The 18,348-nt window shown below is 38.3% G+C and carries 17 protein-coding genes; all 17 read left to right on the plus strand.

Features of this window, described 5'->3' with window-relative positions; translation table 11 throughout:
• The first annotated feature begins 412 nt into the window (after positions 1–412).
• Positions 413–1,573, plus strand: coding sequence for a dTDP-4-amino-4,6-dideoxygalactose transaminase (gene rffA, locus BVH04_RS06600; protein WP_086540680.1), 1,161 nt, complete (start codon positions 413–415; stop codon positions 1,571–1,573).
• A gap of 491 nt (positions 1,574–2,064) precedes the next feature.
• Entirely contained in the window at positions 2,065–2,802 is a 738-nt protein-coding gene (locus tag BVH04_RS06605) for an ABC transporter permease (protein ID WP_240510849.1), read from the plus strand.
• 312 nt (positions 2,803–3,114) lie between these two features.
• A complete protein-coding gene (locus tag BVH04_RS06610; RefSeq protein WP_240510850.1) occupies positions 3,115–4,725 on the plus strand; it encodes an MBOAT family O-acyltransferase in 1,611 nt (536 codons plus the stop codon).
• Positions 4,722–5,747, plus strand: a complete 1,026-nt coding sequence (locus tag BVH04_RS06615) for an alginate O-acetyltransferase AlgX-related protein (protein WP_086540682.1) — start codon at positions 4,722–4,724, stop codon at positions 5,745–5,747. Before BVH04_RS06610 ends, BVH04_RS06615 begins: the two co-directional genes overlap by 4 nt.
• A 53-nt stretch (positions 5,748–5,800) precedes the next feature.
• Positions 5,801–6,886: a DegT/DnrJ/EryC1/StrS family aminotransferase gene (locus BVH04_RS06620; protein WP_086540683.1), complete on the plus strand. Its 1,086-nt coding sequence runs from the start codon at positions 5,801–5,803 to the stop codon at positions 6,884–6,886.
• A complete protein-coding gene (locus tag BVH04_RS06625; RefSeq protein ID WP_086540684.1) occupies positions 6,883–7,518 on the plus strand; it encodes an acetyltransferase in 636 nt (211 codons plus the stop codon). Before BVH04_RS06620 ends, BVH04_RS06625 begins: the two co-directional genes overlap by 4 nt.
• A 114-nt stretch (positions 7,519–7,632) precedes the next feature.
• A complete protein-coding gene (locus tag BVH04_RS06630; RefSeq protein WP_205635805.1) occupies positions 7,633–8,439 on the plus strand; it encodes an MBOAT family O-acyltransferase in 807 nt (268 codons plus the stop codon).
• Between the two features lie 133 nt (positions 8,440–8,572).
• Positions 8,573–9,271 carry an FkbM family methyltransferase gene (locus tag BVH04_RS06635; protein ID WP_169714373.1) on the plus strand — a complete coding sequence of 233 codons (699 nt, stop codon included), beginning with the start codon at positions 8,573–8,575 and terminating at the stop codon, positions 9,269–9,271.
• Positions 9,271–10,536 carry an ABC transporter ATP-binding protein gene (locus BVH04_RS06640; RefSeq protein ID WP_086540686.1) on the plus strand — a complete coding sequence of 422 codons (1,266 nt, stop codon included), beginning with the start codon at positions 9,271–9,273 and terminating at the stop codon, positions 10,534–10,536. The genes BVH04_RS06635 and BVH04_RS06640 overlap by 1 nt, the downstream gene beginning before the upstream one ends.
• The gene (locus BVH04_RS06645; RefSeq protein ID WP_169714374.1) at positions 10,529–11,473 is read left to right on the plus strand and encodes a glycosyltransferase; all 945 of its coding nucleotides are present in this window, start codon (positions 10,529–10,531) and stop codon (positions 11,471–11,473) included. Before BVH04_RS06640 ends, BVH04_RS06645 begins: the two co-directional genes overlap by 8 nt.
• Complete coding sequence (locus tag BVH04_RS06650) at positions 11,470–12,459, plus strand: hypothetical protein (protein ID WP_086540688.1); 990 nt, start codon at positions 11,470–11,472, stop codon at positions 12,457–12,459. The genes BVH04_RS06645 and BVH04_RS06650 overlap by 4 nt, the downstream gene beginning before the upstream one ends.
• Positions 12,456–13,442 (plus strand): glycosyltransferase, encoded by a 987-nt coding sequence (locus BVH04_RS06655; protein WP_086540689.1) that lies wholly within the window; start codon positions 12,456–12,458, stop codon positions 13,440–13,442. Before BVH04_RS06650 ends, BVH04_RS06655 begins: the two co-directional genes overlap by 4 nt.
• On the plus strand, positions 13,432–14,289 hold the full coding sequence (locus tag BVH04_RS06660; RefSeq protein WP_169714375.1) for a glycosyltransferase family 2 protein: 858 nt from the start codon (positions 13,432–13,434) through the stop codon (positions 14,287–14,289). The genes BVH04_RS06655 and BVH04_RS06660 overlap by 11 nt, the downstream gene beginning before the upstream one ends.
• Positions 14,290–14,339: 50 nt before the next feature.
• Entirely contained in the window at positions 14,340–15,422 is a 1,083-nt protein-coding gene (gene wecB, locus BVH04_RS06665) for a non-hydrolyzing UDP-N-acetylglucosamine 2-epimerase (RefSeq protein WP_240510851.1), read from the plus strand.
• Between the two features lie 289 nt (positions 15,423–15,711).
• Positions 15,712–16,533 carry a glycosyltransferase gene (locus tag BVH04_RS06670; protein ID WP_169714376.1) on the plus strand — a complete coding sequence of 274 codons (822 nt, stop codon included), beginning with the start codon at positions 15,712–15,714 and terminating at the stop codon, positions 16,531–16,533.
• A gap of 46 nt (positions 16,534–16,579) precedes the next feature.
• The gene (locus BVH04_RS06675) at positions 16,580–17,467 is read left to right on the plus strand and encodes a glycosyltransferase (RefSeq protein WP_086540693.1); all 888 of its coding nucleotides are present in this window, start codon (positions 16,580–16,582) and stop codon (positions 17,465–17,467) included.
• Positions 17,460–18,347: a glycosyltransferase gene (locus tag BVH04_RS06680; RefSeq protein WP_169714377.1), complete on the plus strand. Its 888-nt coding sequence runs from the start codon at positions 17,460–17,462 to the stop codon at positions 18,345–18,347. The genes BVH04_RS06675 and BVH04_RS06680 overlap by 8 nt, the downstream gene beginning before the upstream one ends.
• Position 18,348: the final 1 nt, after the last annotated feature.

Consider the following 18,348-nt stretch of genomic DNA (forward strand, 5'->3'; position numbering starts at 1 on the left):
CATTGAGTCCACTCCTATAACTAGTTTTTGGAGAAAATAACCTCTCCTAATTGCTTTTAAGGTCACTTATTTTAGTCAAATTCCCTTTTCGGAGTGGACTCTTCATTATAAATTCCTTCATTATAAATTTTCAATGTGATTATACGGAATCTTGCCAGTAGAAAATTTATAGGATCAAAAATCCAAAAACACCTTGAATTCTGGTTTACTCCGGTCTTCGGTCATCGGTCTTCCAACCCATTGACCAAAGAGAATTCGCTTCCTGGCAGAATAGCGTATATACAGATTATAAATTTTGAACTCTTTCATTTTCAATTTTCAATTTTAAACTCTTTCATTTTCAATTTTAAACTCTTTCATTTTAAATTTCAAACTCTTTCATTTTAAATTTTCTAGCACCAACATCTAAAAATTGAAAATCCCCTTCAACAAACCCTACCTCACAGGCAAGGAACTCCAATACATCGAGGAAGCAGTAAGCCTGGGTAAAATCTCTGGTAACGGAGAGTTTTCAAATCGGTGCCAACGATTCTTTGAGGTGCGCTATGGTTTTCAAAAATGCCTGCTCACCACGAGCTGCACCGATGCGCTGGAGATGGCAGCTTTGCTCTTTAACATCAAGTCAGGAGACGAGGTCATCATGCCTAGCTATACCTTCGTCTCTACCGCCAATGCCTTTGTATTGCGAGGCGCCAAGGTTGTTTTTGTGGATAGTAAGGCAGATCATCCCAACATGGACGAGCGTCTGATCGAAGAACTGATCACTCCCAAAACCAAAGCAATTGTGGTCGTTCACTACGCTGGACAGGCCTGTGAGATGGATGTGATAATGGATATTGCCAATCGACATGGACTTTTTGTGATAGAAGATGCTGCGCAGGCAATTGACAGCTATTACAAAGGAAAAGCTCTGGGAAGTATAGGGCATCTGGGAACTATGAGCTTCCACGAAACCAAAAACATCCAATGTGGAGAAGGAGGGATGCTCATGATCAATGATCCTGAGCTGATCAAAAGAGCAGAGATTATCTGGGAAAAAGGAACTGACAGAGCAGCATTCTTCCGTGGTGAAGTGGATAAGTATGGTTGGGTGGACTTAGGAAGCTCCTTTTTGCCTTCCGAAGTTACCGCTGCATTCCTTTGGGCGCAGTTGGAGAACCTTGATCAAATACAGACACGAAGAAAATCGATCTGGGAAGACTATTATGCACTTTTCAATGAAGACTCTGCCAAGATTAAATTGCTTAACGCATCTTATTGTAAGCAAATGAAAAATGAAGGCGAGGTTCCCATTTTTAATTTTAAATTTCAAAATTTTAAATTCATTGCAAATGCCCACCTCTTTTACCTTTTGTTCCCAGACTTGGACAGTCGCACGGAATATGCCAAAAACTTAAAAGAACATGGAATCCTGGCGGTATTTCACTACCAAAGTCTTCATCGTTCAGCATTTGCCCAAAAGCACTTTCCTGATCAATACCGGCGTGAATTACCCAATTCAGATCGCTATTCAGATTGCCTGCTGCGATTGCCTCTGTTTTATGAATTGCCCGAGCTCAGCACCCAATTATAGGCTTCGACATCGCCCAGCCAGACATCTATTCCCAATTTTAAATTCTTCATTTTAAATTTTAAATTCTTCATTCTAAATTCTAAATTCCTTTCATTTGCTTTTCAAAAACAACCGAGTAAATTTATTACTCAGTCAGATGTAGGTTCTAACTTCCAGTTGATTTTACCAATCCTTGCTTTTTAGGAGTATGGAATTAGTAAAAGCAATATTCTCCCCTCAGGGAGCCGGGGGTGGGACTGAAGGGGCGAAGCCGCATCTTTACGCTTCAGATCACCAACACGAAAATCCAGTGTATCACTGGATAGAAAGGGTTAAAACCAGCGATCAAAACCTGGGCTGAGCTACAAACAACCGCACAAAATTTATTTCCATTATCACCTACCGCACTTCTGGCAACGAGTAAACCTTCTTCTACCCATTACAAAGTAATCCAACCTACTTCGGGATGGCAGCTAATTGACTTCAGGGAGCTTTGGAGGTATAAGGATTTATTGTATTTCCTTACACTGCGTGGCATCAAAGCCAGATATGCACAGTCAGTATTAGGAGTTGCCTGGGCTATTATCCAACCCTTATTCACCACCTTGGTGTTTACCGTTGTCTTTGGGAATTTGGCAAAAATAGATTCTGATGGGATTCCGTATGTGTTGTTTTCCTACTTAGCGCTATGGCCGTGGAACTACTTCTCGGGTACACTGACTGAATCCGCCAACTCATTGATTCAGAATGCCAATATGATCACGAAGGTTTACTTTCCACGGATGGTACTTCCTCTTTCATCGATCTTATCCAAGCTGCTTGACTTTCTTATTGCATTTATAGTGGTGGTAGGAATGATGATCTACTATCAAATCATGCCTGGATGGGGCTTGCTTGTGTTGCCTTTGCTGATCATCCAATTGCTCATGTGCAGCCTGGGAATGGGAATGATACTATCCGCCATGGCAGTCAAATACCGGGATGTCAAACACGCGCTGACTTTCGTAGTTCAATTGTTGCTATACGCAGCCCCTGTGGTTTATAGCACTACAGCGGTGCCGGAGCAGTACCAAAAATTCTACGTGCTAAATCCAATGGTAGGCGTGATCGAAGGCTTCCGAGCTGCATTTCTCGACCGCCCAATTCCGTGGGAGTGGATCTGGCCAGGCACCATCGTAGCATTGATTCTCTTCGTCTTTGGCATGATGTACTTTCGTAGGATGGAAAGGATATTCGCGGATGTAGCGTAGAGCGCTTCGCTATTAATTTAAAATTAGTTAATTCATAATTTAAAATTGCTAACCACCACGCACTCCATTTTAAATTCCTAAGTGCTCTGCCCCGGATTGTGTCTTCACAAAACCGGTATCTATAGGGACTTCATTTTAAATTTTACATTTTAAATTCTCAATTACCCTTCATTTTAAATTCCCTTCATTTTAAATTTTAAATTCTCAATTACCCTTCCATTTTAAATTCTCAATTCCCTTCATTTTAAATTTTAAATTCTCAATTACCCTTCCATTTTAAATTCTCAATTACCCTTCATTTTAAATTCCTAAGTGCTTTTCAACTCCTTCACTTTCCTTCTCTTCCTACCCATAGTTTTCCTACTCTATTGGTTTGTATTTAAGGAAAGTCTAAAACTCCAGAATGCATTTCTTCTACTAGCCAGTTATGTATTCTATGGCTGGTGGGATTGGAGATTTCTCGGCTTGATCATCGCCAGCTCGACGGTGGATTATTGGTGTGGACTGAAAATGGGACACCTAGTTGTAGGTTCTAGTGGGAATGTCATTGCGAGGAGTAACGACGAAGCAATCTCATCACCAGACAGATTGCTTCAGGTTGATAATGATAGTAACAAATCAGCGTCCGAAGACAACCATCGCAATGACGCATCGGGCACCGGACATCCGTCACCTGACACTACTGACCACCGATCACTGACCACTGAAAACTGGTTCTCCGGTCGCAAACTCTACCTAACAATAAGCCTCGCCTTCAACCTCGGCCTACTCGGTTTCTTCAAGTACTTCAACTTCTTTATAGATTCAGCCGCTGACTTTATTTCTGTTCTAGGTTTTCAGCCTCATATCAGTACCCTAAATCTTATTCTTCCTGTAGGCATCAGCTTCTACACCTTTCAGACTTTGAGCTATTCCATCGATGTTTATCGGGGTAATCTCAAGCCTACCAAAGACCCAATTGCCTTCTTTACCTTCGTGGCTTTCTTTCCGCAATTGGTAGCCGGGCCTATCGAGCGAGCTTCGAATCTATTACCTCAGTTCTTCAAGAAGCGGGAATTCGAATACCAACAAGGTTCCGATGGGATGAAACTCATCCTCTGGGGACTATTCAAGAAGATGGTGATCGCAGATAACTGCGCTTTGGTAGTCAATCCGATTTTTGAAAATTACCAAACAGCTTCTGGTTTGGAACTGATTATGGGAGCAATTCTCTTCGGTTTTCAGATTTATGGGGATTTTTCAGGCTATTCCGATATCGCCATCGGGGTAGCCAAACTCTTTGGATTTGATCTGATGACAAACTTTCGAACTCCCTATTTCAGTCGGGATATCGCTGAGTTCTGGCGTAGATGGCATATTTCTCTATCCACTTGGTTTCGGGATTATGTCTATATCCCACTGGGAGGAAGCCGAGTAACTAAAGCAAAAGCCATCAGAAACATCTTTATCGTATTCCTAGTGTCAGGCTTCTGGCATGGAGCCAACTGGACTTTTATCGCCTGGGGTGGAATTCATGCAGCCTTATTTATCCCCATATTCTTGATAGGTAAGAATAGAGCTCATTTGCATGAAGGAGAGCATCTCATTCCTTCCATTAAAGAGGTCTTTCAAATGGTCTTAACATTTTCTCTAGTCTGCATAGCATGGGTGTTTTTCAGATCGGATACAGTAGGAGAGGCTTGGGGGTATTTGAGTGGGATGGCAACCAATTCATTTTTGCCATCGAATTTCGGTTGGCTCGGATATGATCTACGCTTAGCTTTGTTTTTATTCCTTGTATTAGAATGGGTAGGAAGATATCAATTCAATTGGCTAGAAAGACTTCAAGGAAAATGGTATAGATATCCTTCCTATATGATTATAACTGGCTTTATCATCTGGCTTGGTACAAATGAAAATCAATTTATATATTTTCAATTTTGAAAAGATTTTTTATTAAACTATTAGCATTAGCTATTCCATTTGGAATTCTCTTGATTATCACCTACCTCAACTATGAATCAGAAAAGGGAGATTTAATCAGAATAGGATATATACCAAATTCATTTCCTGATTACAGAAATAAGTTTGAAAGTGAGCTATCCAGAAAAATTAGCTTTGATAAGTTATCAAGTGATTCTATTAATAGGGAATATGATGTTCTAACAATTGGTGATTCATTTTCAGAACAGGGTGCTGCAGGGTATCAAAATTACTTAGCCTCTATTTATGGAAAATCAGTCCTGCATTTAGATAATTCTCTTCATAGCAACCCGTTTCAAGTATTAATTTCCTTAAAGAATGGAGGGTTTTTTGAAGAGTTCAAAATAAAGAATGTTATCCTAGAAGTGGTAGAGAGGCATTTTATTGAAAATTTTATGCAATTAAAAATTGATTCCTCGATAAATTATAAATCCTTCAACCCCGTTTTGAAAAATAATTTGGGTGGTGAGGAAATGAGTCAACTTTCAAATAGAATTCTAAAGTTTCCGTATTATGCTATTAATAGGAAATTATATCCTAAAGAATTGGTTTCGTTGGTCTATGCTAGAAAGTTAAAAAACAAACCCTTTTCAGTGGCTGAAAATACATTGTATTTTTATCACCTGGATGTAGCTAATATAGCACTCAATAATTCTATGGATAAACTACAGAATATTAATAACGTGCTGAATGATTTTAATAATAAATTGGAAAATAGTGGCGTGAATTTGATTGTTTTCCCTGTTCCTGATAAATATCATTTTTATAAAGATGATTTAGAAGATACAGACGGATTTGTTAAACCTTTATTATTCTCTAATTACGCTAAGCTAAATAAGGAATATGCGTTTTTGGATTTACTGGATGCTCAGGAAAACCAAGAATTTAATATACTTGATTTCTATTATTACGATGATTCCCATTGGTCTCCTGAGGGGAGTAAGGTGGTGGCAGAGCAATTAGTAGAATTAGTCGAAAATTAATCTATTTTCAAGAGGCAACATACAATGCTCTTCAACACCTTCACTTTCCAAACTTGATCCCTGTCACCAAACCATATCTTCCAAATCCAGATCTCTATAAAAAGTATATAGACGATATATGGGAGCGCAACTGGCTAACCAATAATGGTCCTTTAGTCAATGAGCTGGAACTTAAGCTAAAGGAATATCTTGATTTAGACCATTTGCTTTTTGTAAGCAATGGCACGATAGCGCTTCAGTTAGCTATCAAAGCTCTTGGTTTGACTGGCGAAATTATCACCACCCCATTTTCCTATGTGGCTACTACCAGTAGCATTGTATGGGAAGGATGTACACCAGTTTTTGTGGATATTTTATCAGAAAAACTAACCATTGATCCAAAAAAGATTGAGGCTGCAATAACCTCAGATACTACAGCCATTCTCGCAACACACGTTTATGGAATTCCATGTGAGGTTGAGGCAATCCAGAAAATAGCCAATAAACATGGCTTAAAAGTGATATATGACGGTGCTCACGCTTTTGGAATTAGAGTAAAAGGAAAATCGATTTTTGAGTACGGCGATATTTCTACTTGTAGTTTCCATGCTACAAAGATTTTCCATTCCATAGAGGGAGGTGCTGTAATCACCAAAAATCCAGAACTTTTGAGAAAAATGGCTCTTCTGAGAAACTTTGGACATGATGGCTTTGATAAGTATACCGGAGTGGGTATAAATGCGAAAAACTCTGAGTTCCATGCTGCCATGGGTTTATGTGTGCTTCCAGAGTTCAACATAATTCTTCAAAAAAGAAAGAGTCAATATGAACAATACAAAACCCTACTTATCCATCTAAAAGTAGACTATCCAAGTTTGGGTACTGTCGAGTCCTATAATTTTTCTTACTTCCCTATTATCTTCCAATCAAGTGAAGTACTGCTTAGCAGTATGAAAGCGTTAGAGGAAAATGGTATTGGCAGCAGAAGGTACTTCTATCCCGGGTTGAATCAGCTGGACTATACTTCGGGAGCTTGTCCTATTTCAGATGATATTTGCCTTAGAGTCCTATGCTTGCCTTTATACCATAAATTGGGAGAAGAAGAGCAAAGGATGATTGCAAGAATTTTGCTGAGAGTTCAGAATAATCCAAACACATGATCGTAGCCGGGGCTGGTGGACACGCGATTGAGATTTTAGACATCTTGACTGAAAATGGGGAAGCTGAGGATTTATACTTCTTTGATAATCAAAATGAAAATAAAATCTTTCTAAATAGCTTTCACATCTTGAATACATATAAAGAGGCAAAAGAACATTTTCAAAAAGACCCTCGGTTTGTCTTGGGAATCGGAAAACCTGAAGCCCGCCAAATTCTATATACCGAGTTTCAACAGGCAGGAGGAATTCTACAAGCTATTCGTGGATCAAATGCCAAAATCAGCCAAAGATCTCAGATTTCAACTGCTGATATCTTTAATTTCTGCTATATCGGTGGAGAAGTGCAGATAGGTACAGGGAGCCTGATTAATACCGGTGCACAGATCCACCATGAAGTACAAATCGGAGACTTTTCGGTGATTAATCCAGGTGCCATCCTTTTAGGAGCTTGCCAAATTGGCGATTTCTGCTCTATTGGTGCTCATGCAACCATACTTCCAAGAATCCGAATCGGTAATAGAGTCACCATCGGAGCCGGAGCGGTGATAATTCGTGATGTGGAAGATGGGCAAACGGTGATGGGAGTGCCGGGGAGGGTGATCAGTAGGCATTGGGCAGAACGCGGTAATTAGTGGGCAGTTGCAGTGGTCTTCACCTCGACGGTAGGCGAGGTCTCCTACCATCGAAATAAAGTTATTTCTTCCTTCCACCGACAACCGACAACAGATAACTTACAACAGAATAAATTGCTCTTCAACTCCTTCACTTTCCTTCTTTTCCAACCCATAGTTTTCCTAATCTATTGGTTTATATTTAAGAGAAGTTTAAAGCTTCAGAATGCATTTCTTCTACTAGCCAGTTATGTATTCTACGGCTGGTGGGATTGGAGATTCCTGGGCTTGATCATCGCCAGCTCCGCATTGGATTATTGGTGTGGACTGAAAATGGGAGAGAGCGTCATTACAAACGACCAAGGAGTAAAGCAATCTGATGGTGAATTGGTAGCTTCATCCGACACCCGACACCTGACATCCAGCAATCTTTCTGACAGCGGTCTCTCGTCTCCGGTCTTAAGAGCCATTTCTGGGCGAAATAAATACCTCACCATCTCCCTCATCTTCAACTTGGGAATGCTCGCCTTCTTCAAGTATTTCAACTTTTTTATAGAATCTGCAGCTGACTTGATATCGACTATTGGTTTCCAACCTCACCTCAGCACCCTAAACATTATCCTTCCGGTAGGTATCAGCTTCTACACCTTCCAGACCCTGAGTTACTCGATTGTTGTTTATCGGGGTAATCTCAAGCCTACCAAAGACCCAATTGCCTTCTTTACTTTTGTGGCTTTCTTTCCGCAACTGGTAGCCGGGCCGATCGAGCGAGCTTCGAATCTATTTCCTCAGTTCTTCAAGAAGCGGGAATTTGAATATCAGCAAGGTTCTGATGGAATGAAGCTGATTCTTTGGGGACTATTTAAGAAAATGGTGATCGCGGATAACTGCGCCTTGGTGGTCAATCCGATCTTTGATAATAAGCTATTGCATCGAAAATAATTTTTTTTGAAATTTCTGATTTATTCAAAGTATAATGAATTTAAAAAAATCAATTTTTAACCTTATAACTCTTCAAAAAAGAAATTTTTTTGGCAAATCGTTAGATTCTATTTCTACTTCAATTCGGAATGCTTTGGAAAATAAAATGAATGACAATGAGCTTAGTGGCGAATATCGGGTCGTCCGAAAACTTGCGGAGCTGAAGCCAAAGATTGTTTTTGATGTGGGAGCAAATATTGGAATCTGGACTCAAGAGTTAAAAAAGTATGCTCCTGATTCTATCGTTTATTTGTTTGAGCCGATCCCTGATACATTCGATAGATTAATTCAAAATCTATCTGTTTTAAATGAAGTTCATCCTTCTCAGATTGCTTTGTCAAATAAGCTAGGGGAATTTGAAATGAATTATTATCCAAACCAATCATACTTTTCTTCCATCTATCCAACTTCATTGGGTAAAGATGGCATTAAGGTAAAGGTTCAAACCATATCAGGGGATGAATTCTGCTTTCAAAATAGTATAGAACATATCAATATATTAAAGATTGATGTAGAAGGCGCAGAGGAGAAGGTATTGGAAGGCTTTCAAGGATTTTTAGAAAATCAGAAGATTAGTATGGTGCAATTTGAATATGGACAGCATAGTTTGGACTCTAAATTTCTCCTAAAGGATTTTTATACGTTATTCGAAAACTACGGCTATAAAGTAGGTAAAATTTATCCCAATTGGATAGATTGGTCAGCATATGATTTAAGTATGGAAAATTTTATTCTTTCTAATTTTATTGCTGTTTCTCCCAAAGCTGAAAACTATTCTGAAACGCTTAAATAATGGCTAAAACAGTAATCAATGTAGAAAACCTCTCAAAGCGCTATCGCTTAGGCTTAAAAGAAAAGAAGGCAGAAACACTAGCTGGCCAAGTGGCTAATCTAATCAAGTCTCCTTGGCAAAACTTAAAGCGACTTCGGGAGATGAGCCGTTTTGGAGTGGAAGATGAATCTGTATTTTGGGCGCTTAAGGATATTAATTTTGAAGTGAAGGAAGGAGAGGTATTAGGGATTATTGGAAAGAACGGAGCCGGTAAATCTACTTTACTCAAGATTCTTTCTCAGATCACAGATCCTACTTCTGGAAGAATAGAAATACAAGGACGCGTGGCTGCACTTTTGGAAGTTGGAACTGGATTCCACCCCGAGCTGTCTGGGCGAGAGAATATCTATATGAATGGGACGATCCTGGGAATGACTAGGCGTGAAATTGATTCTAAGCTTGATGAAATAATCGATTTTTCTGGTGTTGAGAAGTTTATCGACACTCCTGTCAAATTCTATTCTTCAGGAATGAAAGTTCGTTTGGGCTTTTCAGTAGCTGCTCATTTGGAACCTGAAATTTTGATTATTGATGAAGTTCTTTCTGTGGGGGATTATGAATTCCAAGCTAAATGTCTCGGAAAGATGGAGGATGTAAGTAAAAATCAAGGAAGAACCGTGTTGTTTGTTAGTCATAATTTGGAAGCGGTATCATCATTATGTACTAAAGCCATTCTTCTGGAAAAAGGTCAAAATACATTTGTGGGATCATCGAAAGAAGTAGTAAATCACTATATAAATAAATTTAAAGGAAAAGGTAGTTTTAAAAAAGTTTGGGATTTGCAAGAAGGTTCAGGGGAGTATCCTATTAAAATGAAATCAATACAGATTCTTAATTCTCCCGAAGAGGGTCAAGCTATCGGACGTGAGCAAGATCTGATGATTGAAACCATATTCTGGAGTTTAAAGGATGAATTGAAACTAAACCTAAGTCTTCACTTATATGCTATCACTGGGGAATGTATTTTTAATGTTTTTTCACAATTGCCTGCTCCAAACCTTAAAGATGGTATCCACACCTCACTATGCAGAATACCGGGAAACCTTCTTAATGAGGGCTCTTTTTCTATTTCCATGATGTTTGTTAAGGACTCTTCAACTATTATTTTCAACCTTGATCATGTATTGCAATTTGAACTAGTCGAGAAGAATAGAATTGAAAGTAATTGGTATGGTAAAATTCCCGGATTTGTTCACCCAGAAGTTGAATTCCGAATTTATGATTAAGCCTTTGGTTTCGGTTCTTATGATTACTTATAATCATGAAGCCTATCTCAAAGAAGCCATAAATGGTGTTTTAGAACAGGAGGGTGATTTTGATTTGGAGCTGATTATTGCTGAGGATACCTCAACCGATAATTCTAAAGTCATTATCAATGATTTTATAGCCAACCACCCAAAAGGAAACTTGATAAAATACACTCGTCATATTGAGAATATGGGGATGATGAAAAATCTGATTTGGGCGTATAACCAGTGCAACGGAGAATTCATCGCATTATGTGAGGGTGATGATTATTGGATCGATAAGTACAAAATAGAAAAACAAACAAGCTTCCTATCTGCAAATAAAGATTTCATGATATCATATCATCCTGCTATGGTTTTGCAGAAAAATGGAGAACTAGTGCCAGATTTTATAACTGAAAATTTTTTTAAATCTGAAAATTCGAATCAACTAGACTTAGCTATTTTTGGTAATTACATTCATACTCCTACGGTTGTATTTAGAAATACCCGAATGGAAATTCCTGCTTATTTCAAAGAATTATTAGTTGGAGATTTTTTTCTTTATTTGCTACTTTCAAAGAATGGAAAAATCAATCGAATGCCAGATTATTCTGCCGTATATAGGTTCCAAGTTGGATTTTTTTCTTCTCAGAATGCAGAAAAAATCCGCAATGATTTCAAGAAGTCATTGCGGATTTTTTATTTAAACTACAATCAATTTTCAATCAAATTAATTTTGTTTTTGAGGTTCCAAAATTCTAATCTCTTCCACAGAAACACCTTTATTGAAAAATCGAATTTGTCAAATAGCTTGGTTTTGAAATTCAGGTATATCTCTGTTATTGAGGTTCTTCGTTCATTTAAAAACTTTTTATTCCGACACGAATACAGTAGAGTCTATGGTAAAAGGTTTATATATAATATTTTGTTTTGAAGGGGCTCGTTTTCACTCTTTGTTCTAATAATTACTTAGCGCATGCCGCTACTCTTGGGGATTCTATCTTGAAATCAGATCCTGCTGTGAAGTTTATCATCGGGTTGGTCGACAAAAAGGATTCTACGATAGACTATGGACAGTTTTCGGATTTTGAGATTATTCCCTGTTTTGAGCTGGGGTATGGTGAGTTTGACGATATGCTGAATCGGTACAATATCATTGAGTTTAATACGGCGGTTAAGCCTTTTTACTTTGAATACCTTTTTAAGAAATATCCTGACATAGATCATATCTATTATATTGATCCTGATATCGTATTGTATCAACCCATAGAGATTCTGGATAGGGAGTGGGGGGATTCAGAGATCATGCTTACGCCGAATTTGATTTATCTGACGGAGAAGCCTTCTTCTGGTGAACTGGCCTCACTTCGCCATGGAATTAATAATTTGGGCTTTATTGGATTAAAGCGAGGAGAGGAGTCCATGAAATTGATTTCTTGGTGGAAGGAACGGCTTCGAGAGCACTGCCGCATTGATAAATGCTTTGGCATCTTCGTAGATCAGAAATGGATCGATTTGGCTCCATTATTTTTTTCCAAGATCCGAACTGTAAAGCACCCTGGATGGAATATGGCTTGGTGGAATTTCAGTGAACGTAAGCTTATAAAAACTCCCGAAGGATGGTCTGTAAATGATTCGGAAACCCCGCTCGTCTTTTTTCATTTTAGCGGCTATAAACCAGAGAAGGATTTGACGACAGAACGCTGGGTAAGCAAAGAGTTTGATGTGGAAGTGGGATCACCATTAGCTGAACTCTATCAAGATTATAAAACCCGACTGCTAAAATGGAATTATTCAGCCTTGTCAAAAATTAAGCCTTCGCTTGCTTTTTACCAAGCTCCGAACTCTATCAAACATCGAGTTGGGAAAAAGCTTAAATCAAAGATGAATAATCTAATCTATAGGCTGTTTCAGGTTTGATTTCGATTGTTATCTGTTCATTTAATGGAATCTCCAGAATTAAAGAATGCCTTCAGGCAATAATTGAACAGGAGAATGAATCTCCAATCGAGTTGATTGTTGTGGACAATGCATCTACAGATGGGACTTCCGATTTTTGCTCGGGAATTCTGGAAAGTCAGCATAGCATTGCTGATTGGAAAGTCATTCAAGAATCTGTTCCAGGCCTAGTAAATGCCCGTTTGGCAGGTTTAAGAGCTTCAAAGTATAGCTGGGTTCTTTTTTGTGATGACGATAATCTTTTAGAAAGTGATTTTTTAAAAGTAGCGAACGACTTCATTTTAGGTGTATCAGATCAAGTAGGAGTAATCGGGAGTAAAGGGCTCGCCCATTTTCATGGACCTGAACCTTCATGGTTTTCAAAATACAGTTCTTCCTATGCGGTTGGAGATCAATTGCCTGAGGGATTTGATAGCAAAAATTTAAATCATGTATACGGCGCTTGTTCTCTCTTTCGAAAAGACTGCCTATTGAATTTATTTGATCGGGGCTTTCAACCTATCATGAAGGGTAGAACAGGGGAAAAGTCTATTTCTGGGGATGATGTGGAATGGTGTTGGTTGATGCAATTGTCAGGTTTTGAAATAGCTTACAATTCAGAATTGAGATTTAAACATGTTTTGGAAAGTAGACGGCTGAATTGGAGCTATTACCTTGATTTGAAACGAGGAATAAGTTCTGGAGCAGGTTTATTATTTTCCTATACGTACTTCCATCAGAATCCATTGGCTGGCTTAACTCTTTTTAAACTGGCTTTTAAAAAGGAGTTGTTACGGTATTTTCTTTTAGAAAAAAAATATGGCTTAAAGTGGGGAGGTGAAATAACTGATCCCCAAAAGCAACTAGCCTTAAAAATCATTCAAGCAAATCGGGCTTCATTTTCAAAATTTGAATCTCCCTCAAGGGCTCATTTTATTCAATTGAAGCACTATTTTGGATCCTGAATTTTCCGTCATAATTCCAACCTTTAATCGGGTAAAAACTCTGGGAAGAGCAATTGATTCAGTCTTAAATCAGATCTATCATGGTTTCGAATTGATTGTAATAGATGATGGGTCTGAGGATGACACACCACAGTTTATTCAAGGGTTTTCCAAGGTGATTTATGATCGTCAGCAAAACCAGGGTGTTTGCGCCGCAAGAAATAGGGGTGCTGAAATAGCCACCAAAGAATGGTTGATTTTTCTGGATTCAGATGATGAGCTTTCTCTAACTGCTTTAGCGGATTTTGTAGCAGCAATTAAAATTGCTCCTAAAAAGAATGTTTTTCTAAGTGGTTTTAAGAAAGTCAATTCTCAGACAGGAGAAATTGAAATTTTTCCAGCTAGCCCTAAAGGTTATTCTCCGCCACTTTCTGGAACTTTCGCGATACAAAGAGATGCGTTTTTCTCTGTAGGTCTATATGATATTGAATTGTCATATGCTGAAAACACGGAATTGTTTATGCGGCTTTCTCAGAATGGAGAGGCCCCGATCGTTTTAGAAGCTATGAGTTTGGTTTATTATGAATCCTTTTCTGGAGGAAGTAAAAACCTGATAAACATGGAAAAAGGGTTATTTAGAATACTCGAAAAACATGCTGATCGGATGGATACAATTGACCGTTGGAATCTAAATCAGACCTTAGGGGTAATCCAGATGAGGATGGGGAAAAACGCAATGGCTAGAAAAAGTCTTTTTAAAGCTATCTGTTGTAGTCCTAAAAATTTTAAAACGTATGTGCGTTTTTTAGTCTCATGCCTCCCAATTATTTCGAGGAGAATTTATAAAACTAATCTTTCTCAAGTATGAGAATTGACGTCGTATATGGTACTCGTCCAGAATTAATCAAACTTGCTGTTTTGATCCTTCAATTGAAAGAAGTATTTGGAAACGAGTTGCGTGTAATATCTACAGGACAGCATAGAGAAATGCTTTTAGGATTGGAGGATTGGTTTGGCATTAAGCCAGATATTTCTCTGAATATTATGAAACCGGGACAATCTCTTGGTCACCTTTCTGGAGAGCTTCTAATTAAATTGACAGATGTCTATACTGATGAAAATCCTGATTTGGTAATTGTACAGGGTGATACTCAAACAGCCTTGGCAGGTGCTCAAGCAGCTTTTTTTAAAGGTATAAAAGTAGCGCATGTAGAAGCAGGACTTCGGACTTATAAAAAGCTTTCTCCATTTCCTGAAGAGCTGAACCGTCAGTTTATTAGTAAAATTGCTGATCTACATTTTTGCCCCTCTGAAACCTCTCGCAAGTATCTTTTGGAAGAAAAAGTTGATTCAGCTGATATTTCAGTGGTGGGAAATACGGTCTTGGACGCATTAGCTTTTTCAAGAGAAAAAATTGAAAAGGATAGAATCTTTCCTATTAAATTAAAACCGTTCTTTGAAGGTGAAAAAACTGGGACTAAATTAATTTTGGTCACTTCCCATAGAAGAGAAAATCTAGAAAGTGGTTTAAAACAAATTTGTAATTCCATTTTAAAACTCGCTCAGACTAATCCTGATGTTCAGTTTGTTTTTTTACTTCACCATAATCCTGATGTAAAAAAGACTATGATGGATCTTTTGGGAGAAGGAAGGGAAAATTTAATTCTTCTTCCACCGCTTTCGTATCCTGAATTTTTAGCAGTTATGAATCGATGTTATTTCATCCTAACTGATTCAGGAGGTTTGCAAGAAGAAGCTCCTAGTTTTGGTAAGCCGGTTTTGTTACTGCGCTCTGTGACAGAACGACCTGAAGGGGTAGCCGCGGGCTGTGTTAAATTGGTAGGTGCTGAGTACGATTCAATCATTACCGAAGCACAAGAACTGTTGGACTCATTTTCATCGTATCAAAAAATGCTTGTAAAAGAAAATCCATTTGGTTCTGGAATAGCTTCTAAATTGATTGTTGAAAGGTTGTTGAATTATAGCACTTTAAATGATTAATGTTTTTTATCGAGGGCCATTAGAACGGTCACGTTTAGGGTTTTTATTGGAACTATTTTCTAGTTTGAACAAGAAGGTTTCTTTTTTTTGGTTATTACCTCACCCAAAATTTTACAACAAAGATCATCAGGTGTTAGAACCTTTTATGGTTTCCTTCCCCGCTATTGCTTATGTGATTATCCCTGCTGGGGTAAATCAATTTTTCACAGCAAGAAAAAAAGTCAAATCAATAATTAGTGACCACGTAGACCCCATAGTAATTTCAATAGGGTTTACAGCAGCTTTTTTTATGCCTAGAAAACGGTCCAATAAGTACATCTGGTGTATAAATGGTATCCCTGAAGAATCCTTGCTGCACAAGAATACAGCTATGAAAAGAAGAGCCGTTTCTATCAAATGGGGTTTAGTAAGTAGATTTTATTCCCCTGATCTGGTAATTACGGTCTCCAAAAGAATGAGTGTTTATGTTTCCTCGAAAATTTCTCAAGTAAAAACTATTTCTATTCCATTGAATGTGGACTTGGATCGCTTTCAAATGAAGAGAAATGTGGAACGGATTTTTTATACCTACTCGGGTTCAGGGGCTCCATGGCAAAACTTAGAGCAATTGAGTGAAGTGTGGGGAAGCTTAAATCAACTCGATCCAAGTATTCGATTTCGAGTAATCAGTAGAGATTCAAGAGCAAGGGTTTTGGGTAGTAAAGTTCCAAAAGAAGCAATTGAGTTTGTAGGAACTTCGGATCTAGATGAACTAGCAGGATACTTAGAGCAGGCGGAGTTTGGATTTTTGATAAGACAGGACTCATTAGTCAATCGAGTTTCTTTTCCTACTAAACTATCTGAATACCTTGCTTCAGGCGCATGGGTGGTATCTTCGGATATTGATTGGGATGTTGCCGATTTAATAAAAAAACATTCGGTCGGTATTCTAGTACCGCCATCTTGGAGTTCCGATCAAATTGCAACTCGGATTTTGGAATCTAGAACTGATTTTATTGATAAAGAACGACTAGAAAAAAGGTTGACAAATGCCTTAAAAGAGTTGAGCAAAGTGTATTGGTTGGAAGAGGGGAGGAAACAACTTCTAGAATCCAACATTTTTTTAAAGTAAATGATAATGGCTTCGGATGTAAATTCTCAAATGCAATAAGAAATCCATGATTAAACTAGGAGGCTTTATTATTACTTTTCATCGTCCGGGGATCTTGATGGATACTTTGGATCAGGTTTTTAATCAAACTTTTCCGCCAGAATTTATTTGGGTGATCGATAATTCTAAAGATGATCAGACGCTTAGCGCACTGATCAAGCGGGACGACAACAGAATAAAATATCATTACATGGGCTACAATGCGGGTCCTGCAGGAGCGGCAAAGAAAGGGCTGGAACTCTGTAGTGCAGAAGATCTTGCTTGGATTTATTGGGGACATGACAACGATCCCCCAAAGCATTTGGATACCTTCGAGAAACTCCTTGCAATCAAAGACGACAATCCTTTTTGTGGAATCCTAGGAGCAGTAGGCCATTTCTTTGATTATGAAAGAGGGTCAATCAAAAGGATCCAAAGTCGGTTGTTAGAACGAAAGATAAGTTTGGAAGTGGAGTGCTTGTCCGTTGGAATGAGCATGTTGGTTCATAGGGATGTCATTAAGGTAGGAGTATTTCCTGACCCTGACCTCTTTTTGGGCTTTGAAGAACTTGATTTTTGTTTGAAAGCCAAACGCAGGGGATTTGATATTCTGGTCAACTGTGAGTTATTTTTAAGACTCCGAAAAATGCAAAATGAAGTGGCCATTGAACGGTCTGATTATAAGAAAAAAGACAAGCTTGTATTGGAATATTATTTCTTGAGAAACTTGCTCTATATCTCGGATTCACTGACACTCAATGCAATGAAAAAGCAGTTGATTTGGAAGTGGATCGGTAAATCAGTTTATGGATTTCGATATGGTCTTAAGTATGGTGTTGAAAACTTCCGCTATATATTTTTAGCTTTCCTACATTATCATAAAGGTATCAAAGGTAAGACCTTATCGCTTGTCTAATTATAGCTCACCTTCAGTCGCTTTGCTTCTGGTTACTTACAATCGGCCAGATTTATTGAAGCATTTACTCAATGCTGTACAGCACTTCAATTGGAATTACACTGACTTTGTGATTGTGGATAATGCTAGTGATCCTGCCACTCAGCTGATTTTGGAAGAGTGTAAGTCTATTCTAAACCTTACCATCGTTTCACTAGCTGAAAACATTGGTCATGGAGCGGGTTTGGCTTCTGGCTTGGATCAGTTGAAGGAATTAAATACCGAGTTGGACTATGTAGTTTTTTTAGAAGATGATAGTATTCCCAAAGCAAACTATTTGAGTTTTTTGTTGGCAAAAATTCAGGACACTCGATATTCAATGATTTCCTCTGCGGGTTCCTTAGTTAGCCTGGGAAAGCGTAGGGCGTTGAAACCGACTGATTCGGAGATTTTAACTGCTGACTTTGCTTTGTTTGATGGCGCAATTGCCCGGTTTCAAGATTTGCTAAAAGTTGGATTTCCAGTTCGGGATTGGTTTATGATGTTTGATGATTTTGAGTATTGCTATCGGATTCGAAAGGAAGGGTTTAACATTGGAGTAGTGGCAAATCCGCATTTGGAGATCTTACATGAAGGATGGGGTGGAGGAGTCTCACATTCTCACCTTTGGCGTTCCTACTATCAGTCACGAAACTATATCCTTTTTGTCCGTCTGCATTTCACGTGGTGGAATTTTTTTGATTGCCTGATACTTCAAAACAAAAGACTTATAGGAGGATTGATTTCAGGCGCAACTTGGAATCTAACCAGAATGAGAGTGTTAGGAATTGGCGATGGATTAAAGAATTTTAAAGGGAAAAGTCTTAATCCAAAGACTCTGAAAAGAAATTTATTAAAATAAT

Source organism: Algoriphagus antarcticus (assembly GCF_002150685.1).
GTDB lineage: Bacteria > Bacteroidota > Bacteroidia > Cytophagales > Cyclobacteriaceae > Algoriphagus > Algoriphagus antarcticus.

What these genes read in the sequence shown, in the direction of transcription:
- BVH04_RS06625 (WP_086540684.1), top strand. Translation starts at nt 6,883, where the DNA reads ATGATCGTAGCCGGGGCTGGTGGACACGCGATTGAGATTTTAGACATC.
- BVH04_RS06640 (WP_086540686.1), top strand. Translation starts at nt 9,271, where the DNA reads ATGGCTAAAACAGTAATCAATGTAGAAAACCTCTCAAAGCGCTATCGC.
- BVH04_RS06645 (WP_169714374.1), top strand. Translation starts at nt 10,529, where the DNA reads ATGATTAAGCCTTTGGTTTCGGTTCTTATGATTACTTATAATCATGAA.
- BVH04_RS06670 (WP_169714376.1), top strand. Translation starts at nt 15,712, where the DNA reads ATGCCTAGAAAACGGTCCAATAAGTACATCTGGTGTATAAATGGTATC.
- BVH04_RS06675 (WP_086540693.1), top strand. Translation starts at nt 16,580, where the DNA reads ATGATTAAACTAGGAGGCTTTATTATTACTTTTCATCGTCCGGGGATC.